The sequence below is a fragment of the Collinsella acetigenes genome, from assembly GCF_012844445.1.
Lineage (GTDB): Bacteria > Actinomycetota > Coriobacteriia > Coriobacteriales > Coriobacteriaceae > Collinsella > Collinsella acetigenes.
Genome location: NZ_JABBCP010000002.1, coordinates 310,420 through 332,372, shown reverse-complemented (window position 1 = coordinate 332,372; position 21,953 = coordinate 310,420). Strand labels below are relative to the sequence as shown.

Below are 21,953 nucleotides of genomic sequence, written 5' to 3'. Positions count from 1 at the left end.
GTCGCTGCGTATTCAGATGTGACGAAAACCCTTTAGACTTCGGCAAAGATTACCCTTCTAAATCGAGCTAAGCGTTGCTCTGAACAAATCCGCCGTCAAAGGCGTTGGCCTCGAGCACGCGCGCGCAACCATTGACAACGTTGTCAAGCGCAGTGGGGCTCACGTTAACGGCGACGCCGGTCTCATCGCGAAGACGAACATCCAGACCGCGCAGCAGTGCGCCGCCGCCGGTAAGAAGAATGCCGTAATACATAAGATCGGAAGCCAAATCGGGCGGCGTTGCATCCAAAGCATCCTTGACGGCCTTCGTCATCTCATCAAGAGGCTTGTTGAGCGCGCGTCGAATCTCTTCGCTCTCGATTCGGACGGTCTTGGGAAGACCACTGATCACGTCGCGACCATTGACCTCGACATCGAGCTCATCGCGCAGCGGGACGGCAGAACCGACCTTAATCTTGATATCCTCAGCCGTACGCTCGCCAATGGCGAGGTTATAGGCATCGCGAACATGCGTGAGAATGGCCTGGTCGAACTCATCGCCAGCAATACGAATGGATTGGGAGACAACGATACCGCCCATGGCGATAACGGCGACTTCGGTTGTGCCGCCGCCGATATCGATAACCATAGAACCCGTTGGCTCTTCAACGGGAAGATCGGCACCGATGGCCGCCGCCATCGGCTCCTCGATAAGATAAGCCTGACGTGCACCGGCAGAAATTGTCGCCTCGAAGACGGCGCGCTTCTCAACGCTCGTCACGCCAGAGGGCACGCAAACGACAACGCGAGGACGGGGCGTCCACGGGTAGCGTTTATCGCTTGCCTTGTCGATAAAGTACCGAAGCATGGCCTCGGTAACGTCGAAATCGGCGATAACGCCATCTTTGAGAGGACGGACGGCAACGATATTGCCCGGCGTCCTGCCAAGCATGCGCTTAGCTTCGATACCGACAGCCAAAATGCGCTCATCGTTCTTGTCGATAGCGACAACGGACGGCTCGCGGATTACGATGCCCTTGCCGCGAACGGAAACAAGCGTGTTAGCGGTGCCCAGGTCGATAGCGAGGTCTCCCCCGTACTGACCAAAGAACATATCCATGAAAGAAAACAAGTCGACTCCTACGATAATCGTCGTGAAGACGAAGCATACTCGTGAAAAAGTTTACGTCACCCTAAAGCGAGCGGAGGTGCCAAAGGCGCCTCCGCACAAAAGAACATATCAAGCAGTCACACGTTACTGTGCGGAATCGGTCGTAGAAGAAGCTTCGGAGTCGGTATCGGAAGACTGTTCTGAAGTACTATCCGAAGAACCCTGATTCTCGTCGGTAGAAGCATCGCTAGATTCGCCCGTCGAAGAATCCGGCGCATTAGAGTCGTCAGAAGAGACGGTTGCCTCCCCCGTAGCCGAGCCGCCCGTGCCCGCCGTACCGAAATCTGCCGAAAGCGACTTGACAGTCCAACCGATATGATTGGAAGAACGATCGAATTCAACCTGGTAGACAATGGTTGCGCCCTTGGAGAGCTGAGCCGTAACCTTAGCGGTAGAGGTGGTCATGTTCTGATCCATTGCCGAAATCGTCACCGTGGCGCCGGAAGGAATGGAGGAAACGATGGCAGACTTCGCATCGTCAGAAAGGGACGGAGAGAGATAAGCAGCAGTATCGGACCCATCCGTCACGGCTTGGAACAAACCGTTCACAGCATCCTGCTGCGAAGGGAAACCAAACCCGCGCGTATAAGCGAATCCAAGACCGCCAGCAGCCAGAAGAAGGATGATGAGAATGACGAGGAACACCTTGAGACCGGTATGACGATGCTTGCGACGAACCTTCATATCCTTCTTGTCCTGCTGGATCATCTCGGATTCGGACAGCGTGAAGAAACCGGTATCGGAAGGATCGGGCATGAAGTTGCCAGATTTACCCAGCGGGTCCAGGGGATCTGCGCCGGTATCAAAAGCAACCTCCCCTGCCTGCGTGGAGGCAATGGCACTCTGCGAGGAAACCGTCTCGCGAGCGCTATCGAACGCAGCCTGCTGGCTGGGGGTCAACTCATACAGACCATCTGCGGTAGCACTCTGGAACGCATCGATGGCATCGGCGATTTTACCATCTGCAACGAGGGACTCACCGAGACCGGCATTAATGGAACGGGTATCGTCATGAGGTCCGACGTAATCCAAAGCGGTGCGATATGCCTCGATAGCGTCGGCGGGACGGCCAAGCTGCAGGAAGCAAGAGCCGAGACTCGAAAGCGCCGATGCGGGAGCCGGATTTGTGCCATCGATGGCAGCGGCGCGAAACGCCACACCGGCGTCGGTAACATTTCCCAAGGTGAGCAAAGCGTTGCCAAGTCCGAGGTAAGCCTTATACGGCGTAGCGTAGGAGGCATCGCGGGTCGCCGCGGAAAATGCCTGAACGGCTCCGTTCAAGTCTCCTGCAGCAGAGAGCGCCTTGCCCTGATTCGTCAAAAGTGCGCCCTGCTTTCCATAGGAAGTGTCCTGAAGCGCATCGGCATATGCCGATGCGGCGTCAGCATACATTCCAAGCCTCATCAGGCAGTTGCCACGGAGGTGATCAGCTTCACCGAGCAGCTCGCCGGGCTCCTTAGAGGCGAGAAACATGCTCGAAGCTGCCGAAAAATCACCAGCACGATACGCTGCACGTGCCTGTTCAAGATACTGAGCGTTCACTATTGCTCCTTATGGACGATGTCGATGTGGACGATTTCGTCACCAGCGCGAAGCGCGGCGATAACATCCTTGCCCTCAAGGGTCTGACCAAAGACGGTATACCCGGAATCGAGATTATGCTGAGCGCCAAGGCAGAAATAGAATTGGGAACCCGCAGAATCGGGATTCATGGAGCGAGCCATGGCAAGCGCGCCGTCATCATGGCTATTGCGGGGGTTGGTATTGAACTCCCCCTTGATGCAATAACCGGGTCCACCGGTTCCAGGCATGCCATCGGGACCAGGAAGCCCAGCCGCAACCTGTTCTCCCGTCATATCGCGCGTATTGGGGTCTCCGCCTTGAATCACGAAACCGGGAACATAGCGATGGAACTTAAGGCCATCGTAGAAACCCATGGTGGAAAGCTCGCAGAAGTTAGCAACATGAATCGGAGCACCGGCGCCGTCAAGCTCAACTTTGATAGTGCCCTTAGAAGTCTCGACAATTGCCACCTCATCGCCGACAACCTTATATTCAGGTGTATACAGCTCGATACCGAACATATTAAAACCCCTTGGAAATGAAGTTGGATATATCTCTCCTAGTTTAGCAAGAAGGGGCACCATTCATCAATTCGGCATGCAATGGGACACTATTTGCGTTGAGGCTCCCATGCCTCGATATTCTCATAGTAGGAATCGTAATCGCTACTTCCCGCTCGACGCATGGGCGCCAAGATTTCATCCTGATGATCGCTTGGCAACTCTCCGTCTTTATAGGAAAGAGAGACGTCCCAAGAAGCGCATATCTGGTCGATACGACCGTACATCCACTGGGCAAGCTGCTTCATGTGCTCAATATCCTCGGTGTAAACAGAATTCTCGGGCGCTTGGAGCTGATTGAGCTCGTCGATCGTCTTTTGAACGCTGTCGCGAAGCTCATAGGCCGACGCAGATGCTTCTTCACGATCGGTATACGATGAGGCTAGATATGCGTTATTGAAGGCATCGACACAAGAACCAAAACGATCAGAAGAGCCATAGTCAAGAATCTGTTGGTAAATGGTCGTCAGCTTATCAAACACCTGGTCATCGGTAAGGGGTTGAGAGTCACGCTCGGCCTCTTCTTTTTTCGGCTTCGCCGGCGCTGTCGCCACGGCATCATGGTCTTCAGGCAGCTGTCGGCTTGGGAACATCTCATGCGCCGCGTTTTGGAAAGACTCGTAGAAGCCCGGCATGACATGCATGGGGTCAAAATAGATAAAAGCAGCGACGCTACCGACAACAAGAAGAGAGATAAGCGAGACGACAAGCCCCTTACGAGGGTGACGTCGAGAATGATAGGGGTCATCCTGTAAAGGTGCGGAAGCAAGTTTTCTTGCCTGCTGCTCAAGATCTGCCGCACGCAAAACCGAGGTCTCAGCGGGACTCATTGTATCGTTGAGAACCTCGGCAACCGAAACCGACGAGGGACGAGAGGTCTCGGTATCAATAATCTCGGGAGTGAGGCGAGGAAAACTGGCGGTTCTTCCGGCAGCAAGATCTGAAGAGGCGGATTTAACGGAGAGGATGCCGGGAGCAGGCCTTCCGCATTTAGGACAAGTTCGATCGTGAATGGAGAGGCGTGCTCCGCAGCCTTCGCAAAAGACGAAGTCGGAACGACTCTCCCCTGTCGTGCCGCCCATATAGGCATGGCAGTGCGGACAAAACGTGGTGCCGTCTTCAACAGTCTTGAGGCAGTTCGGGCAGATCACGCACAACTCCATTTCAGAAAACGAACAAATAACTACGCCATCAACGTATCGAGAACGAAAGGCAAAATGCCGCCGGCGCTAAAATACGCGCCCTCCGTCGGAGTATCGACGCGAACCTCAGCCTCAAACTCGACGGCAGAGCCGTCCTGACGCAATGCCGTGATTCGAGCATACGACGGAGAAAGGAGCCCCTGCGAAAAATCCACGGGAGCGATGTCAAAAACCTCGTGGCCGTCCAAACCCAAGGAATCGGCGCTCTCACCCTCTTTGAACTGAAGCGGCAAGATGCCCATGCCCACCAGATTGGAGCGATGAATCCTCTCGAAGCTCTGCGCGATGACGGCACGAACGCCAAGAAGCTGAGGCGCCTTGGCCGCCCAGTCACGGGAAGAACCCGAGCCATACATCTTGCCCGCCAAAATGACCAAAGGCGTGTTTTCGGCAGCAGCACGCTGGGAAACATCAAAAATAGTGGAGACGCAAGCGCCCCAATGGTCCCACGTGTATCCGCCAACCTTGCCTTCTGCAAGCTTATTGACGAGCTTCACGTTGGCAAGGCAGCCTCGCATCATAACCTCATGGTTGCCGCGACGAGAACCATACGTGTTGAATTCGGACTCCTCGATGCCGTGTTCGCGCAGATAACGCGCCGCAGGAGAATCCGGCGCGATTGCCCCGGCAGGCGAAAGATGGTCGGTTGTCACAAAGTCACCGAGATTGGCGAGGGCGCGGGCACCGGATAGTTCAAACACATCGCTAGCCACGGCATCTTCAAAATAAGGCGGGCGACGAACGTAGGTCGAGCCGTCGTTCCACTCAAACGTAGAAGTCGCGTTGACGGCGAGGGAACGCCAATGCTCATCACCATCAAACAAGGTCTTACCCGTTTCGGCAAAAAGATCGCTAGAAACGACCTTATGCAGAAGCGCCTTGACCTCCTCGTCCTGAGGAAGCAGGTCGGCAAGGTAAACCGGGCCAGCGCTCCCTGTGCACACGGGGTCGTTTGAAAGGTCGATATCGAGCGTGCCGGCAAGGGAGTAAGCCACCACAAACGCCGGGGCAGCAAGGTAGTTCTGAGCCACATCGGGGCTGATGCGCCCGTCGAAGTTGCGATTGCCCGAAAGGATACTCGTGAGCTCAAGCTCATCGGCGACCGCATGCATCGGCTCGAAAAGAGGACCGGAATTACCGATACAGCTCATGCAGCCCCAGCCGCAGACAGAAAAGCCCATCTGCGCCAGCGGCTCAACGAGACCTGCACGAGAAAGAATCTCGGTAGTGCTGTGGGAACCAGGTGCCAAAACCTTCTTGACCCAGGGAAGCGGCGCGCAGCCAAGCTCCTGAGCCTTTTTCGCCACAAGACCGGCAGCGATCATCATAGCGGGATCGGTTGCCGTGGTGCAGCTCGTCACGGCGGCGATGCCAAGGGCACCGTGCGTTAGCGAAAAATCCTCGCCATTAAACGAGACGGTCTTTACGGTGTCCTGCGGAGCACGCCCATGCTGCGCCAAAGAATCGCGGAAGCGTTGCTGCAAACCAGAAACAGCAACACGATTATGCGGACGCGAGGGACCGGCCAAAGAGGGTTCGATCAAAGAAAGATCGATATCGATAACCTGCGAGTAAACGATATCGGCACCGTCAAGCGATTCGGCGTCGACGCCTTGGGCGCGCAAGAAGGCCTGAACCCGCTCGATAGAAGCCTTATCCGTGCCGGAAAGCTCAAGCTGGGCAAACGTCTTATCATCCGCCGGGAAAAACGTTGAGGTGCAGCCGTACTCGGGAGTCATATTGGCGACGGTCGCACGCTGCGTGGCTGTCAAAGTGGAGACGCCCTCGCCAAAGCACTCGACAAGCTTGCCGACGACGCCGACCGAGCGAAGGCGCTCGGCAAAGGTCAGAGCAAGATCCATGGCGGTAACGCCGGCGGAAAGTGAACCGGTAAGGTGAACGCCCACAACAGGGGGAACGAGCATCGTGATCGGCTGCCCCAAAGCAGCCGCTTCCGCCTCGATGCCGCCTACGCCCCACCCAAGCACGCCCATGCCGTTTGCGGTCGTGGTATGGGAATCGGTGCCAACAAGTGAATCAAAGTACATGACAGGCGCCTGATCGCCACCGGTTATCGCAACCTGGCAAAAACGCTCGATATTCAGCTGGTGACAAATACCAACACCGGGCGGCACGATCTGCACGTTATCGAAGCTCTTGGCGCTCCATTTGAGAAAGGAGAAGCGCTCCGCATTGCGCTCGGCTTCGATACGTGCATTTTCGAGGGCAGCGCAGGAGCACGAAACGACATCGGCGGCTACGGAGTGATCAACTACGAGCGTGCAGGGAATCTGCGGGTTGATGCGGTCGGGATCCCCGCCTTTATCTGAAGCGGCGTCGCGCATGGCAGCAAAATCAACGAATACGGGGACGCCGGTAAAGTCCTGAAAAAGGACGCGTGCGGGCATGAACTCGATCTCGCCGCCAGCCTCACCAGCAAGGCCGGCATCGACGATACACCGAGCGGCAGCTTGGGCTTGCTGCTCGCTTGTCGCGCGGCGCAAGACGTTTTCCAACAGGACGCGCAAGCACACAGGAAGGCGATCCGCACCGGGAATATCCAGCACGCGCGCATACGCGATAGATTCGCCACCGCAGGAAAACTCATTGCGCGCACAACCGATGCGCATCCCCTCTTTGCTCATATTCAACTCTCTTTCGTCGTTGGTGGGTAACCGTCGATACTACGTGCTGTTTGTTACCGTTTGGTGTCCGGTTTTCTTTTTTTAGAGGAGGGCATGGCGACGCGGATCCCGCCGCCGGCTTTGGTGACGCGCTTGAGAACCCGAGCAGTTGGCGTCACATCATCCACCGCGCGTCGAGCGGATGCCTGGGCGCGAGACAGCTCACGCTCTTCATGAGCACGCGACACCCTTCGCGCAATCGCGCCCGCCCTCCTCTCAAACGAGGAACCCGTAGAGCTCACGGTGCGCTTTCCTCCCCGAAGAGACATCCGCACACCGCGGCCGAATCCCGTGGCACGCTTGGTCACGCGTTGCGGAACCCTATCAAACACATCCGCAAGCAAGAAGAAGAGCAGACAGCCGAGCACCGCAACGACAACCGAGCCGAGAAGCTGCCCTAAACCAAGAGCCGCAATGGAGAAAAACGTTGGAAAGAAGACGACGCCCACCACAAGACCTGCGGTGACGAAAATGAACACTGCAAGTCGCAACGGCGAAAACGGGAACGAAATACGCCAGATCAAACTGCAGCCGATTGCGCTGGTAGAAATGAGACACATCGTAGATAGCACCGGTTTGCTGAACCCGAAAACGGAAGCGGAGAACATGCAAAGGCACGAAGCGATGAGCACAGCCACCGAAGCAGGAACGGCGCGCCTGAGCACGTTGACGAGAAAGCTACCCTTGATACGTGATTTATTGGGCTCCAGCGCAAGCACGAAACTCGGAAACCCGATGCAGAAGAAGTTGATGAGCGTCATCGTGATGGGCTGGAAGGGGTAAGGCGGAAAGAAGATGCAAAGCGCGGCAAGCCCCATGGAAAACAACGTCTTTGTCAAAAAGAGCGAAGCAGAACGCTGCAAGTTATTGATGGAGCGACGCCCCTCTGCCACAACGGCTGGCATAGATGCGAAGTCGTTGTCGATCAAGACGATCTCTGCCACGTTACGCGCGGCGTCGGAACCAGCCGCCATAGCGACAGAGCAGTCCGCCTCCTTGAGCGCCAATACGTCATTGACGCCGTCGCCGGTCATGGCAACAGTATGGCCACGCGATTTGAGGGCGACGACAAGCTCGCGTTTCTGCTGGGGCGTCACACGACCAAAGACATGATACTTATCGACAGCAGCGTCGATCTTCGAAGGCGTGTCGAGCGTAGTCGCATCGACAAACGCTTCGGCGCCGGGAACACCAACCACCTTTGCGATGGACGAAACCGTGCGAGGATCGTCGCCCGAGATGACGTTGAGCGTAACGCCCTGTTCGCAGAAATACGCAATGGTATCGGCTGCAGAAGATCGGATCTCGTCGCGGATTGTCACGAAACCCAGGGGGTTTGCCCTGCCTTCCATATCCCCCTCATCGGTAAAACCATCAACGGAAGCGATAACGAGAACGCGGCAGGTATCGGCAAGAGCGTTCACCGCTCCCTCAAAGGTTTTATAGACATCGGGGGCCAGAACAAACTGCGCAGCCCCCATCACATAAGAACCCTGCTTGAACGAAGCGCCGCTCCATTTCTTGGCAGAAGAGAAGGGAACAACGGCAAGAGGCTCGGCAAGAGAAATGTCGGTGCCGGAATAGTAAGAGATAACAGCCTGACATGTCTCGTTGGCGTCTGCCGAAGTTGCCTTGGCAATGTTCGCAAGAGCGAAGTCGACCAGCGCAGCACGCTCGGCATCAGAGTTCTCGAGCGGCACGGCACGGCCATCATCCGAAGCGGTATAAACGCCTGCGACCTGCATTTTTCCAGATGTAATAGTGCCCGTCTTGTCCAAGCAAAGAACATCGACACGAGCAAGCGTTTCGATACAGTACAGCTGTTGCGCCAAGACTCGACGGCGAGCCAGGCGAATCGTCGCAATTGCGAGTACAGATGAGGTGAGCAAGACGAGGCCCTGCGGAATCATGCCCAGAAGCGCACCCACCGTCGAAAGAATCGCAGCCGAGACGTCAGACCATGCCCGAGAGCCCGAGAAAGCCCAAGCCAAAAACGTCATCGAGGCGCCGTCTTGCTCATATGCCACATGCACGCTCGAATAGAACAGGGCAATGCCCAGCGGAAGCATGATGACGCTCGCAAAACGCACGATGGCATTGAGCGCCTTCATGATCTCAGAATTGACCTTTTTGACGTACTTCGCCTCGTTGTTGATCTTTGCAACATAGTTATCGGCGCCCACGTGAATCACGCGAGCATAAATCAAACCGGAATCAACAAAACTACCGCTCATGAGCTCGGCGCCGGGCTGCTTGCGAATCAGGTTGCTTTCGCCGGTAAGAAGGCTTTCGTTAACCTGGGCATCACCCGAAACAACGACGGCGTCGGCGGGAATCTGGTCACCACGGCCCAAACGGACGACATCGTCAAGAACGATTTGGTCCAAATCCACCTCGATCTCAGAACCGTCGCGAACCACCGTCGCACGCTTGCTTGCAAGAAGCGTCAGCTTATCGACCATACGCTTCGAACGCCAAGACTGGACGATGCCAATTCCCGTATTGAGCACAACAATGCAAAGAAAGCTCAGGTTCTTTATGGAACCGGTAAGGATGACAAGAATGGCCAGGACAAGATTGATGAGGTTGAAAAGCGTGCAGAGGTTTTCGATGATCAGCTCTTTGACCGACTTGGTTTTTAAATCGGTGTTGACATTGACCTTGCCCGCAGCGATTCGCTCGGAAACCTCAGCACTCGACAATCCCAACAAAGGTTCCGCAACTGCCATGGAGGGGGTCTTCGCGACTCCATTTGCTTCCGAGACGTTTATGGTGTTATCGATCATGGTTACCGCCATTCGATCGTGGCATATAAAAAGAGGATCGACGAGGCGTACCTCTATCGATCCTCGCATACGCAGGTGGCGCCCCATGTTGGGTTCGAACCAACGGCCTTCTGCTCCGGAGGCAGACGCTCTAATCCCCTGAGCTAATGGGGCCAACGAGCAGATAGTATACAACGGTTACCCCATTGTTAACGAGCTTGTGGCAGCACCACGTTACAGATTGCATAACTTGTTCATCTGACCAGATATATACGGTTTTTGGTATACACTCGAGTGCTACGCATTGCTCGAATTATTACAGAACAGGAAACCGTCGACATGATTGCCATACTCAAAAAAGGAGCCTCCGATCAGTCCGTCTCCCACCTCGTGAGTTGGATTCACAAAAAAGGTCTCGATACGCACATCAGCCGCGGCAAGGAGGAGACGATCATCGGGCTCGTGGGCGACACGAGTCGAATCGATCCGTTCCTGCTTGAATCGATGGATATCGTCGACCAGGTCAAACGCGTCTCTGAACCTTTCAAAAAAGCAAACCGCAAGTTTCATCCCGAAGACACCTCGGTCGACTGCGGCCATGGAGTGAAGATCGGCGCCGGGCACTTCCAGGTTATCGCAGGCCCTTGCTCCGTTGAGGGTGAAAACCTCATCCGCATTGCCCGACGTGTCAAAAAGGCCGGTGCAACCATGCTGCGCGGCGGTGCTTTCAAGCCTCGCACCTCCCCATATGCCTACCAGGGAATGGGCGCCGAGGGGCTCGACCTGCTGCGCGAGGCGGCAGATGAGCTCGACATGCCCATCGTCACCGAAATCATGGACCCCCGCGACGTCCAGCTCTTTTTGGACAAGAATATCGAGGTCATGCAGATCGGTGCCCGCAATGCACAAAACTTTCCCCTCCTCAAAGAGGTCGGTAAAACCAATACTCCTGTTCTTCTTAAGCGCGGAATGTCTGGCACCCTCGACGAGCTGCTCATGGCTGCCGAGTACATCATGAGCGAGGGCAACGAAAACGTCATCCTTTGCGAGCGCGGCATTCGTACCTTCGAAACGCGCACGCGCAACACCTTCGACCTCAACGCCGTGCCCGTGCTCCACCATCTTTCGCATCTCCCCGTTGTGGCCGACCCCAGCCACGCCACCGGCTACACCCGCTATGTTGAGCCTATGGCACTCGCCGCCACGGCAGCCGGCGCCGACGGCTTGGAAATCGAAGTCCACGACAACCCGAGCAAGGCATGGTCTGACGGTGCTCAGGCGCTCACCCCCGATCAGTTTGACGACACCATGCGTCGCATCCGCGCTATCCGGGAAGTCATCTGCCAAGAAACCGTGCAGGAGTAGACCATGGGAACGGTAAGGAACGCACGCGTTAACCAGGGCGGACCCAAATGTGCCGGCATCGTGGGATTGGGTCTTATCGGCGGAAGCTTTGCCCGAGGCTATGCGCAGGCAGGCGTTCGCGTGCTGGCCTGGGATCCCGATGAAGACGTTATGGTGGCCGCCAGCATGGGCACCGTCTCCGGAGAGCTTAACGAGGAGACGCTCGGCGAGTGCGACATTATCGTCCTCGCCTGCTACCCCGAAGCCTGTATCGAATGGCTTGAGGCACACGCCCAGGCGCTCGCCGAAGCCACCGATACGCAGGCCATCATGGGCCCCGTGGTGATCGATACCGTAGGCATCAAAGGCATTGTGTGCGAGCGCGCCTTTAACCTAGCGCGTGAGAATGGCTTTTACTTTGTGGGAGCACACCCCATGGCAGGCACGCAGTTCTCGGGCTATGCACACTCTCGTGCCGACTTATTCGCGGGCGCGCCGTTAGTGCTCGTCCCGCCCGCGGTGGACGATTCCCTTAAACTGGAACTCTTAAGTCAGGTACGTGAGATGGTGCGCCCTCTGGGTTTTGGAAAGTTTAGCGTTACAAGCGCCGAGGAGCACGACCACGTAATTGCTTTTACGAGCCAGCTTGCGCACGTGGTGTCCAATGCCTATGTAAAGAGCCCAACTGCGCAAGAGCACCATGGCTTCTCGGCAGGAAGCTATCGAGACCTCACACGCGTCGCGCACCTCAATGCATCCATGTGGGCCGAGCTCATGACCGATAACGCGCAATATCTCAGCCAAGAGCTTACCTGTCTTATCGATTCTCTCTCAGCCTATCGCGATGCACTCGATAGGAAGGACGAGGAGCAGCTCAAAGAGCTTCTTGCCGAGGGGGATCGCATCAAGCGCGTTCTCGACTCCAACACCCCCGACAACGATTAGCCACCAGGAGGAAGCGTCGTGCAGACGATAGAAGTTGCCACATCATCGAGGACGTACAACGTCCACATCGCATCTGGGCTGTTGCCACGTGTGGGCGAAATCGCGCGTAGCACCGCCGGTGGCTCCCGAGCCATGGTCGTATCGAACACCGATGTGGCTCCGCTTTACTCTGCTGCTGTTCTCGAGTCGCTGAGCGCCGCTGGGTACAAAACAGATATTCACGTCGTAGAGTCGAACGAGACCGTTAAGAACATGTCCGAACTCGCACTCCTCCTTGAGCACTGCGCCGAGGCGGAACTCACCCGCGATGACCTCGTGGTAGCGCTTGGCGGTGGCGTCGTTGGCGACCTCGCCGGCTTTGCCGCCGCAACCTACATGCGCGGTTGTAAACTCGTGCAGGTGCCCACAAGCTTACTCGCAATGGTCGATTCTTCCGTTGGAGGAAAAACGGCAGTTGATCTTGCGCACGGTAAGAATCTTGCTGGCGCCTTCTTCCAGCCGCGCGCCGTTGTCGCCAGCGTTGAGGCTCTCGACACCATTGCCCCCGACTTATTTGCCGACAGCTGCGGCGAAGTTATCAAATACGGCGTGATGAGCGACCCCGGCCTTTTCGTCTCGCTCGAAAAAACTCCGCTCACCGAATCGCGCGATGATCACGAGCGGCTCGAGGGAGTGATCGCACGTTGTGTCGAAATCAAACGCGATGTTGTTTCGAATGACGAATGCGAGCGCGGGCTTCGCCAGACCCTCAACCTTGGACACACCATCGGGCACGCCGTGGAGAGCGCAAACGAGTACCGTCTTGGCCACGGGTCGTCAGTTGCAGCAGGCATGTGCATCATGGCGCGCGCCTGCGCAAAACGCGGTTGGTGCGACCGAGATGTCGCTCATCGCATCGAAGCGGCCGTTGCCGCCCACGGCCTTCCCACCTCAACCGATTTCGATGCCGACACACTCTTCAGGCATGCCAAGGCCGATAAGAAACGCCATGGCGACACGATGAATATCGTGGCCATAGAGGCCATCGGATCTGTAAGCATCAAAACGCTTCCCCTCGATGAGTTCCGCACGCTCATCGAACAAGGACTGTAGACATAAGGCAGGAACATGAAAGCGATCATCAACCCACGTCCACTCGCCGGCACTGTGCCCGCAATCGCATCGAAGTCGATGGCACACCGCCTGATCATCGCCGCAGCACTTGCAAACGACCCCACTCACGTGGTCTGCAATACGACCTGCGCCGATATTGAGGCGACGGTTCGCTGTCTTACGGCACTGGGAGCAAAAATCGAGACCACCGAAGACGGCTTCTCGGTTCGCCCCGCCCCCAGAAGCGTTGGATTCGGTCTACTCAAAGCCCTTCATGGAGGCACGCTGGATTGTGGCGAGTCCGGCTCAACTCTTCGCTTCATGCTCCCCGTAGCTTGCGCCCTGGGCGCCGAGGCGTCCTTCATCGGAGCCGGAAGGCTCGGGTCCCGCCCGCTTGCCCCGCTATCCGACGAGATTATCGCCGCAGGATGCGATCTTGACGGTCTGGGAGGCTTTCCGCTCAAGACCTCTGGGCGCATGCGGGCTGGCCGCTTCGTACTTCCTGGAAATGTAAGCTCCCAGTATATATCGGGTCTTCTGCTCTCCTTCCCTCTCCTTGACGGCGCAAGCGAAGTCGCCGTCATGGGAAAGATTGAAAGTCGCCCCTACATTAACCTCACGATTCAGGCGATGAAAGAATTCGGTGTAGAGGTGACCGTTCGCCACGCGGATGCCACGTCCACCCAGCCCGAATCAACGACGTTTTCCGTCAACGCCCGAGGGTATCGCTCCCCCGGCACCGTACAGGTGGAAGGCGATTGGTCGAATGCTGCATTCTGGCTCTGCGCGGGAGCGTTGAGCAATGCCCCCATCGCTGTTGAGGGAGTCTCTCTCAACTCTGCCCAAGGAGACAGAAACGTCATGGCGGCCCTTTCTCGCTTTGGTGCGCGCATCCAGCGTGCACCAAAGTGTGCGACCGCCCAGCCCGACGCGCTCAACGGTTTTGAGATGAGCGCACAGGATATCCCCGACCTTGTTCCCGTTATCTCGGCGGTGGCCTCCTGTGCACAGGGAACGACCGTCATTCGCGATTGCGCGCGCCTGCGGATCAAGGAGTCCGACAGGCTTGCCACCACTGCCTCCGAACTCAATGCTCTGGGCGCCCACGTTGAAGTTGACGGTGACAACTTGATCATTCGCGGCACGACCGAGCTCAACGGCGGCACCGTCGACTCCCATAACGACCATCGCATCGCCATGATGGTTGCCGTTGCTGCTTCGCGCTGTACTGCTCAAGTCGTTATCAACGGAGCCGAAGCGGTCAACAAATCCTACCCTGATTTCTTCGATCACTACCGACTTCTGGGCGGCGACGTTACGCTCATTGAGGAGTAACCCATGTCTTCGACCTTCGGAAATCGCATTCATCTGAGTATTTTTGGACAATCGCATTCCACGGCCATCGGTTGCTCGTTGGACGGCCTGCCGGCCGGAATTCCCATTGACCTGGAAGCGCTTCAGGCGTTTTGCGATCGCCGCGCGCCGGGCAAAAACGATACCTCGACCCCTCGCCGCGAAGCGGATGTCGTCCATGTATTGAGCGGAATCGCCAACGGACACACGTGCGGAGCGCCCTTTGCCGCCGTCATCGAAAACACCAACACCCGTTCTAGAGATTACAGCGAACTGCGCCGTGTTCCCCGCCCCGGTCATGCCGATTGGCCCGCATATATACGCTACGGAAACTGGCACGATGTCGCTGGCGGCGGCCATTTTTCCGGACGACTCACCGCCCCCCTCTGCATTGCCGGCGGTCTTGCCCTGCAGGCCCTCGCGCAGCTTGGCATCACCGTCTGCGCCCATATGCAACAGGTGGGAGACGTTACAGACGTACATCTAAACGACTTGTTTCTTGAAAAGTCTCAAGCCAAGGCAATCCTTCATAACGAGCTCCCCTGCATCGACCCTCAAGCAGCCGCACTGATGCACACGACCATTCTTTCGGCAAAAAAACGCCTCGACTCTGTGGGTGGCGCGGTGGAATGTGCGGTCTACGGTGTTCCCGCAGGCATTGGCGACCCCATGTTTGATGGTATCGAAAACCGTATTGCACACATCGCATTTGGCATACCGGCGGTAAAGGGACTTGAATTCGGTGCAGGCTTCAAGGTTGCCTCCATGTATGGAAGCCAAAACAACGACGCTTACTGCATGAGCAACGGACGCGTATGCTGCCAGACCAATCATGCAGGCGGTGCCCTCGGCGGAATTACCACCGGCGCACCGATTGTCTTTAGAGTCGCACTCAAACCCACTCCGTCCATCGCCCAGGAGCAGCAAAGCGTAAGCTTGCCCGATGGGACAAACACGCCTCTTTCTGTCAAAGGAAGGCACGACCCCTGTATCGTCGCGCGCGCCGTACCGGTCGTGGAGGCCGCAGCCGCCCTTGCCGTGCTCGATGCACTTCTTGAAGACGGTCGTTTTGAAGTCCCCCCTTCGCCCGATTTCTGCCCCCAACGCTGCCGTCAATAGCCGCAATCACCACTCGCACAAGGATGCTCGATGGAACTTACCGATGTCAGAACCCAGATAGACTCAATCGATTCGCAACTGCTCGAACTCTTCTGCCGTCGTATGGACCTGGCACAAGAAGTTGCCGCAGCAAAAAAGGGTATGAAAAAAGCGGTCTTCGACCCGGCTCGCGAACGCGCAAAGCTCGCTGACATCATGGGCCGTGCGCCTGCGCGTTACTCCTCGCAAGCCGTCTCGCTCTTCTCGCTTCTCATGACCATGAACAAGGCGGAACAGCAAAAGATACTTCACTCAGACGACGCGGAAAGCCTTTCCTCACGCGCTCGTGCTTCGCTTCTTCCCTCATCGGAAGCCTTTCCCAGCACCGCGCACGTAGCATGTCAGGGCGTTGAGGGAGCATATAGCCAAATTGCAGCATGCCGCCTGTTCAGGGTCCCTGTCATATCGTACTTCACCACGTTCGAAGGCGTATTTCGCGCCGTCCAAAGCGGACTTTGCGAATATGGCGTACTTCCCATCGAAAACTCCACGGCGGGTTCGGTCAACCAGGTCTATGACCTTATGGCGCAATACCGCGTTTCCATCGTCAAGAGCCTGCGACAAAAGATCGACCATCAACTCTTGGTTACACCAGGAACAGACCTTGAGAATATTACCGAAATCTGCTCTCACCAACAGGCGATCGCTCAATGCTCCGACATCATTGAAAGTCTTGGCGCCCAAGTGACCGTTACGGAAAACACGGCCATGGCCGCTCAAATGGTCGCCGAATCCGATCGAGACGATATAGCCGCTATCTCGTCTCAAAGCTGTGCGGAACTCTATGGACTTGAAGTGGCCGCACGCGATGTCCAAAATGCCGACTCCAACTACACTAGGTTTGTCGTTATTTCCGCCGAACCTAAAATCTACCCCGGTGCCAACAGAACTTCCCTGATGGTCACGCTCAAGCATGAACCAGGTTCGTTGTATCGCATGCTCGAGCGCTTCTATGCCCTGGGAATCAATATGGTCAAACTTGAAAGCCGCCCCATCCCTGGTCGTGATTTTGAGTTTGTTTTCTATTTTGATCTTGAAGCCCCTGCAGCGAGCAACGAACTCGACACGCTGCTGGATTCCCTCGATGACATCTGCGATTCCTATGTCTACTTTGGTACATATACGGAGGTCCTTTAATGACATCAAGACCATATGGCGTTTTGGGCCGCGTGTTAGGCCATTCCTACACCCCTACCATTTACAAGGAACTTGCTGGACTTGACTATCGACGTTTTGAGCGCGAACCCGAAGAGCTCGAAGCCTTTCTCAAAAGCGATGAATGGGAAGGTGTCAACGTCACCATCCCCTATAAGCGCTCCGTCATCCCCTATCTCGCCGGCATGAGCGATATAGCCCGCCGCTTAGGTAACGTCAACACCATCACGCGCCGCGAAGATGGCACGCTCTATGGCGACAACACCGATTACTACGGATTCAAGTGCCTTGTAGAATCGCTCGGTATCGATGTTACGGGGATGCGAGCCGTTGTCTTTGGCGGAACAGGTGGTGCCGGCGCAACCGCCATGGCTGTGTTGGCCGATATGAATGTCGAAGCGATCTCCATCAGCCGACACGGAGAGCACACGTACGAAGGCCTCAAAAACCTTTCCGATATTGAACTGGCCGTCAACTGCACACCCGTAGGAATGTACCCGAACTGTCCCGATTCACCCTGCGACCTCGATGACCTACCCGATCTTAAGGCTGTTGTAGACATTGTCTACAACCCGGGACGAACTGGAATCATCCTCGAAGCCGAAAAGCGCGGCATTCCCCGCACAAGTGGCCTTTTGATGCTTGTCGCCCAGGCGGCGCAGGCTGTCGAGCGCTACACTGGCAGATCTATCGAACTCTCTCGCACGTATGAAGTGTGCGAGCGACTAGCTACCACAGAGCAAAATATCGCAATTATCGGTATGCCAGGATGCGGCAAGACACGCGGCGGCAAGGCCCTAGCCTCGATTCTTGACAGATCATTTGTTGATATCGATCAAGAACTCGAATCACGCCTTGGATGCAGCTGCTCAGAATACATCAAATGGGAAGGCGAGGGAGCGTTTCGTCAGCAGGAAACCGCCTGCCTTGTCGATATCGCCAAACGTAGCGGTCAGGTCATCTCCTGCGGAGGCGGCGTCGTCACTCGTCCCGAAAACTACCCGCTTCTACATCAGAACAGCGTGATTGTCATGATCGATCGCGACCTCTCGCAGCTCGCAACCCACGGCCGCCCCATTACAGCGCGAGACGGCATACAAGCGCTGGCGGCCGCACGCATGCCGCTCTACCACGCTTGGGCCGATTATAAGGTTGCCTCGCAAGAGACCCCGATGCTCACGGCATCGCTGATTCGCGAAACCCTGCCGCCCATGATTTAGCAGAAGGTTGTAACCATGAACGCACTCGTTATCAACGGACCAAACCTCAATATGCTCGGCATCAGAGAACCCGATATCTACGGTCGTCAAACCTATGATGACCTTATCAAACTATGTCGAGCCGCAGGAGAAAGAGAAGGCTTTGATGCCGTCGACGTCTACCAATCCAATCATGAGGGAGACCTGATCGACACCATCCAACAGGCCCTTGGAGTCTATGATGGCATCGTTATCAATCCAGCGGCCTATACGCATACAAGCGTCGGCATTCTCGATGCACTCAAGGCAGTTCAGATTCCCGCGGTTGAGGTACATATCTCGGCGGTCGACGAGCGCGAGAGTTTCCGACAAATTTCATACGCAGGCATGGCCTGCTTTGATCGCGTAGTTGGCGAGGGCCTTACGGGCTATGCACGCGCGCTGCACATCCTCAAAGAGCATCTTTCATGATAAGCAACTAGCGGGCATCGGGTTAATCCAGGGTGCCCGCTTCTTCTAGAAGAGCTCGCGCATGATCGATTGACACTTGCTCGGTATCCCCCGAAAGCATGCGCGCGATTTCCTCGATGCGGCCATCCCCAGTAATCGGCGCGATCGAGGTAACGGGGACCTCTGCGCCGCTATTCTTTGTGACCAAGTAATGCCGCGATGCCGCAACGGCAATCTGCGCGGTATGCGTAACAACAATAACCTGATGCGTGCGGGCAAGATCGGAAAGAACAGACGCAAGGGAACGGGCGGTTGCTCCGCCCACGCCAGCGTCGATTTCATCAAAGACCATTGTCGAGACGCCATCGGCCTCGCCAAGAACAACGCTACAGGCAAGCATGACTCGCGAAAGCTCACCACCCGAAGCGACGCGGCGCAAAGGGCGCGGCGTTAAACCAGCACCGCTTCGATACAGCAGCTCATACGAACAGGAACCCGATTCGGTCCATGCCTTGCGATCGAGGTCGCGAACCTGCCAAACAAGCTCGGCACTTCCCATCTCAAGACGTGCAAGTTGCTTTCCCACCTCTCGACAGAATCGAGGACCGGCCGCCGCGCGGCGGCGAGCAAGCTTTTTCGCCGCATCTTGAAGGATGCGCTCGGAATCATCTACAAGACGCTTAGCCCGAGCAAGTCGCGCATCGGAATCGTTTACGAGACTCAATAGCTCGGAACTTTGACGATACCGCTCAAAGACGTCATCCATCGAAGGCCCAAATTGACGTTTCAATGCGTTGAGCGCACCTAGACGCTCATGCTTCGAAGCAAGATCGGCAGGATCAAAATCAACGGAATCGCGATAGCGGCGGAGCTCAGCGGCAGCATCCTCCATGGTAATGGCAGCACCGCTTAGCTCATCGGCAAATCCAGCGAGAGCCGCATCAACACTTCCCATACGCGAAAGCTCGGCAATAGCACTGTTGAGAGCATCAAGCGCCCCCCCTTCGCCCGACAGATATTCCTGGGCATCATTAGCAGAGGTAGCAAGCGCTTCTGCATGCTCGGCACGAGGAAGAATCTCTTCCAATTCCTCTAGCTCACCGGGCTTGGGATCGACTTCTTCGATTCTCTCAACACAAAAACGGGCTTCTTCAAGACGTGAGCCCTGAGTACGCGCAGCTCGCTCGAGCTCCTCATATTCCCTTAACTGACGCTTGTATTCACGAAAAGCAGCGATATAGGCAGCGTGTGCGGGGGCGATGGTGTCTCGCGACCAGGTATCGACCATGGTCAGGTGATATGCGGTGTCAAGCAAACGCTGATGTTCATGCTGGCCGCATATATCAACGAGTGGACGCACCTGCGACGCAAGCTCCGAAACGCTTGCCAAGGAGCCGTCGATCTTCACACGGCTACGACCGTCGGCGGAAAGCCGTCGCTCAACAACAAAACCCTCGGCATCAGCATCACTGCGATAGAGTCGACCCTGAACAAGGGCTCCCGCCTCGCCCTCACGCACACAAGAGGAGTCTGCGCGCTCACCCATCAAGAGCTTTAAAGCCGAGAGAAGCGCCGTCTTGCCAGCACCCGTCTCACCGGTAAGAGCCGTCAGACCTGGAGCGAACGAAATCTGTGCATCGCTAATCAGCGCGATATTGCGAACAAGCAGTTCATCAATCATGACGAACACCGTAAAAAACGCGAGAAACGGAATTATAGAAGCTCTCGGGTCCATAATCGAGCAGCAAAACATCGGCGTCACCGCGTCTCACGGCAACATACTCCACGTCGCCCTCCGGATTCAAGAACTGACCATCCACCGCAATAGCGGGAACAGAAGGGCGGTCATGCGACATGGCAATTTCCACAACATCGGAAGGCGACGTAAGGAAGGCTCGGGCCTGGATGGTATGAGGCGCGATGGGGACGCAAACCATACCCGAAAAATCGGGACTGACAATGGGGCCACCGGCCGAAAGCGCATAGCCCGTAGAGCCTGTCGCCGTAGATACGACAACGCCATCGCCGCGAAGGCGATCGATATGATGGCCCGAAACGCAGATATCGCACTCGACCATGTCGGAAAGCGGTCCACGCGTGAGAGCCAAATCGTTAAGGGCCTGAGCGGCGATGACGCGCTCCTCGCCATTTGGCAACACGCTGTGAACCTCGCAGCAAAGGGTAGCGCGACGGCTTACATGCATCTCATCTGCAAGCGCATCGGAAACAACGCGCAATATATCGCCTTCCTCGGGATTCGCCGCTGTGAGGAAGCCAACATGGCCATAGGAAAGGCCTAAGATAGGAATCTCGCTTGTGCCAACGAGATGGGCCGCTCGCAGCAACGTGCCATCGCCGCCAAGCGAGATAACAAGATCAAAATCGGAGATATCGGTTTCGTCTTTAATGCCAGATCGCTGATCAGGCGCCCAAGCGACCTCGACACCTTGACGAGTAAGCCAAAGCTCAAGGGTCAAGCCGCTTTGGATCGCTTCGTCCTTGTAATAATTGGGGACCAAAAAGACTTTCATAGCTCCTCAGTCTTCTCCTTGAGCCTCGAAACCTGTAGCCTCACGTCATTAGACGAGCTATCAGCAAAGCGAACTCGATCACCGTAAATGAAAAACTCACGATTGCCCTTTGCCCCATGAATGGGCGAGGCACAGATATCGACCGGATACAAACCGTGACCGGCAAATAAATCAATGGTTTGCGCAAGAACGCGTGCATGTACCTTCGGATCGCGAACGATACCGCCTTCCCCTACCTCATGGGCCTGTGCCTCAAACTGGGGTTTTACAAGGGAAACAAACGCACCATGTGGCGCGAGCAATTCAAGCGTTGCGGGAAGAATGGTCCGAATACTCGTAAAGGATACGTCGCAGACAGCAAGGTCGAAAGAGGAATTAAATCCTTGAGCGGGAAGGTCCACAATGTTGGTACGCTCGTGCAGGTCAACGCGTTTATCGTTTCGAAGCGACCAGTCAAACTGGGCATGGCCGACATCGACCGAAACCACGCGACGAGCGCCGCGCTTAAGCAAGCAATCGGTAAAACCGCCGGAAGAACAACCGATATCAAGGCAATTAAGATCATGCACGTCAACAAGAAAGGCGTCTAAAGCCCCGGATAGCTTAAGGCCGCCTCGACTTACATAGGGAATACGGCCCTTAACATGCAAGTCGCACCCAATCTCAACCCGTACCGCGGGGGAAGAAAAACGCTCCCCTGCACACGACACAAGGCCCGCCATGCACATGCGCAAGGCATCATCGCGCGTCTGGCAAATACCCTGCGCAATCATCTCATCATCTAAACGGCGCCGCTTCATGC

17 protein-coding genes and 1 tRNA gene are annotated in these 21,953 nt (G+C 56.2%); 8 read left to right on the top strand and 10 right to left on the bottom strand.

Annotated features, from left to right (window positions below):
* Positions 1 to 67: 67 nt before the first annotated feature.
* The 7 genes from HF320_RS04410 to HF320_RS04380 all read right to left on the bottom strand — a co-directional run bounded on the left by HF320_RS04410 (position 68) and on the right by HF320_RS04380 (position 10,098).
* Complete coding sequence (locus HF320_RS04410; protein ID WP_040220823.1) at positions 68 to 1,099, bottom strand: rod shape-determining protein; 1,032 nt, start codon at positions 1,097 to 1,099, stop codon at positions 68 to 70.
* A 135-nt stretch (positions 1,100 to 1,234) separates the two neighbouring features.
* The gene (locus tag HF320_RS04405; protein ID WP_349290704.1) at positions 1,235 to 2,692 is read right to left on the bottom strand and encodes a tetratricopeptide repeat protein; all 1,458 of its coding nucleotides are present in this window, start codon (positions 2,690 to 2,692) and stop codon (positions 1,235 to 1,237) included.
* Entirely contained in the window at positions 2,692 to 3,234 is a 543-nt protein-coding gene (locus HF320_RS04400; RefSeq protein WP_169277221.1) for a peptidylprolyl isomerase, read from the bottom strand. Before HF320_RS04400 ends, HF320_RS04405 begins: the two co-directional genes overlap by 1 nt.
* 89 nt (positions 3,235 to 3,323) lie before the next feature.
* Positions 3,324 to 4,424, bottom strand: a complete 1,101-nt coding sequence (locus tag HF320_RS04395) for a double zinc ribbon domain-containing protein (RefSeq protein ID WP_169277220.1) — start codon at positions 4,422 to 4,424, stop codon at positions 3,324 to 3,326.
* Positions 4,425 to 4,456: 32 nt separating this feature from the next.
* Positions 4,457 to 7,120 (bottom strand): aconitate hydratase AcnA, encoded by a 2,664-nt coding sequence (gene acnA / locus HF320_RS04390; protein ID WP_248276600.1) that lies wholly within the window; start codon positions 7,118 to 7,120, stop codon positions 4,457 to 4,459.
* Positions 7,121 to 7,173: 53 nt separating this feature from the next.
* Positions 7,174 to 9,945: an HAD-IC family P-type ATPase gene (locus HF320_RS04385; protein ID WP_349290703.1), complete on the bottom strand. Its 2,772-nt coding sequence runs from the start codon at positions 9,943 to 9,945 to the stop codon at positions 7,174 to 7,176.
* A gap of 76 nt (positions 9,946 to 10,021) precedes the next feature.
* Positions 10,022 to 10,098: transfer RNA gene (locus HF320_RS04380), tRNA-Arg, on the bottom strand.
* A gap of 165 nt (positions 10,099 to 10,263) precedes the next feature.
* On the opposite strand from HF320_RS04380, the gene aroF reads away from it, so the two are divergent.
* The 8 genes from aroF to aroQ are packed head-to-tail and all read left to right on the top strand — an operon-like array spanning position 10,264 to position 18,641.
* Complete coding sequence (gene aroF, locus HF320_RS04375; protein WP_169277219.1) at positions 10,264 to 11,289, top strand: 3-deoxy-7-phosphoheptulonate synthase; 1,026 nt, start codon at positions 10,264 to 10,266, stop codon at positions 11,287 to 11,289.
* A gap of 3 nt (positions 11,290 to 11,292) precedes the next feature.
* Positions 11,293 to 12,213, top strand: a complete 921-nt coding sequence (locus tag HF320_RS04370) for a prephenate dehydrogenase (protein ID WP_169277218.1) — start codon at positions 11,293 to 11,295, stop codon at positions 12,211 to 12,213.
* 18 nt (positions 12,214 to 12,231) lie between these two features.
* Positions 12,232 to 13,305, top strand: coding sequence for a 3-dehydroquinate synthase (gene aroB / locus HF320_RS04365; protein ID WP_169277217.1), 1,074 nt, complete (start codon positions 12,232 to 12,234; stop codon positions 13,303 to 13,305).
* Between the two features lie 15 nt (positions 13,306 to 13,320).
* The gene (gene aroA, locus HF320_RS04360; RefSeq protein WP_169277216.1) at positions 13,321 to 14,640 is read left to right on the top strand and encodes a 3-phosphoshikimate 1-carboxyvinyltransferase; all 1,320 of its coding nucleotides are present in this window, start codon (positions 13,321 to 13,323) and stop codon (positions 14,638 to 14,640) included.
* Positions 14,641 to 14,643: 3 nt separating this feature from the next.
* Positions 14,644 to 15,777, top strand: coding sequence for a chorismate synthase (aroC, locus tag HF320_RS04355; RefSeq protein WP_169277215.1), 1,134 nt, complete (start codon positions 14,644 to 14,646; stop codon positions 15,775 to 15,777).
* A 30-nt stretch (positions 15,778 to 15,807) separates the two neighbouring features.
* Positions 15,808 to 16,953 carry a bifunctional chorismate mutase/prephenate dehydratase gene (locus HF320_RS04350; RefSeq protein ID WP_169277214.1) on the top strand — a complete coding sequence of 382 codons (1,146 nt, stop codon included), beginning with the start codon at positions 15,808 to 15,810 and terminating at the stop codon, positions 16,951 to 16,953.
* Positions 16,953 to 18,191 carry a shikimate kinase gene (locus tag HF320_RS04345; protein ID WP_169277213.1) on the top strand — a complete coding sequence of 413 codons (1,239 nt, stop codon included), beginning with the start codon at positions 16,953 to 16,955 and terminating at the stop codon, positions 18,189 to 18,191. Before HF320_RS04350 ends, HF320_RS04345 begins: the two co-directional genes overlap by 1 nt.
* Positions 18,192 to 18,206: 15 nt before the next feature.
* Positions 18,207 to 18,641, top strand: coding sequence for a type II 3-dehydroquinate dehydratase (gene aroQ / locus HF320_RS04340; RefSeq protein WP_169277212.1), 435 nt, complete (start codon positions 18,207 to 18,209; stop codon positions 18,639 to 18,641).
* 22 nt (positions 18,642 to 18,663) lie between these two features.
* Here aroQ and HF320_RS04335 read toward each other — a convergent pair whose 3' ends face one another.
* From HF320_RS04335 to HF320_RS04325, 3 genes are read right to left on the bottom strand one after another with little or no spacing between them, the layout of a single operon-like run.
* On the bottom strand, positions 18,664 to 20,301 hold the full coding sequence (locus tag HF320_RS04335) for a DNA repair protein RecN (protein WP_169277211.1): 1,638 nt from the start codon (positions 20,299 to 20,301) through the stop codon (positions 18,664 to 18,666).
* On the bottom strand, positions 20,294 to 21,151 hold the full coding sequence (locus HF320_RS04330; protein WP_169277210.1) for an NAD(+)/NADH kinase: 858 nt from the start codon (positions 21,149 to 21,151) through the stop codon (positions 20,294 to 20,296). The genes HF320_RS04335 and HF320_RS04330 overlap by 8 nt, the downstream gene beginning before the upstream one ends.
* Positions 21,148 to 21,951 (bottom strand): TlyA family RNA methyltransferase, encoded by an 804-nt coding sequence (locus tag HF320_RS04325; protein WP_169277209.1) that lies wholly within the window; start codon positions 21,949 to 21,951, stop codon positions 21,148 to 21,150. The genes HF320_RS04330 and HF320_RS04325 overlap by 4 nt, the downstream gene beginning before the upstream one ends.
* Positions 21,952 to 21,953: the final 2 nt, after the last annotated feature.

Bases quoted from the DNA above. Each gene is read 5' to 3' on its own strand.
- HF320_RS04410 (WP_040220823.1), bottom strand. From the start codon at position 1,099: ATGGATATGTTCTTTGGTCAGTACGGGGGAGACCTCGCTATCGACCTG.
- HF320_RS04400 (WP_169277221.1), bottom strand. From the start codon at position 3,234: ATGTTCGGTATCGAGCTGTATACACCTGAATATAAGGTTGTCGGCGAT.
- acnA (WP_248276600.1), bottom strand. From the start codon at position 7,120: ATGAGCAAAGAGGGGATGCGCATCGGTTGTGCGCGCAATGAGTTTTCC.
- HF320_RS04385 (WP_349290703.1), bottom strand. From the start codon at position 9,945: ATGATCGATAACACCATAAACGTCTCGGAAGCAAATGGAGTCGCGAAG.
- aroF (WP_169277219.1), top strand. From the start codon at position 10,264: ATGATTGCCATACTCAAAAAAGGAGCCTCCGATCAGTCCGTCTCCCAC.
- HF320_RS04370 (WP_169277218.1), top strand. From the start codon at position 11,293: ATGGGAACGGTAAGGAACGCACGCGTTAACCAGGGCGGACCCAAATGT.
- aroA (WP_169277216.1), top strand. From the start codon at position 13,321: ATGAAAGCGATCATCAACCCACGTCCACTCGCCGGCACTGTGCCCGCA.
- aroC (WP_169277215.1), top strand. From the start codon at position 14,644: ATGTCTTCGACCTTCGGAAATCGCATTCATCTGAGTATTTTTGGACAA.
- HF320_RS04350 (WP_169277214.1), top strand. From the start codon at position 15,808: ATGGAACTTACCGATGTCAGAACCCAGATAGACTCAATCGATTCGCAA.
- HF320_RS04345 (WP_169277213.1), top strand. From the start codon at position 16,953: ATGACATCAAGACCATATGGCGTTTTGGGCCGCGTGTTAGGCCATTCC.
- aroQ (WP_169277212.1), top strand. From the start codon at position 18,207: ATGAACGCACTCGTTATCAACGGACCAAACCTCAATATGCTCGGCATC.
- HF320_RS04335 (WP_169277211.1), bottom strand. From the start codon at position 20,301: ATGATTGATGAACTGCTTGTTCGCAATATCGCGCTGATTAGCGATGCA.
- HF320_RS04330 (WP_169277210.1), bottom strand. From the start codon at position 21,151: ATGAAAGTCTTTTTGGTCCCCAATTATTACAAGGACGAAGCGATCCAA.
- HF320_RS04325 (WP_169277209.1), bottom strand. From the start codon at position 21,951: ATGAAGCGGCGCCGTTTAGATGATGAGATGATTGCGCAGGGTATTTGC.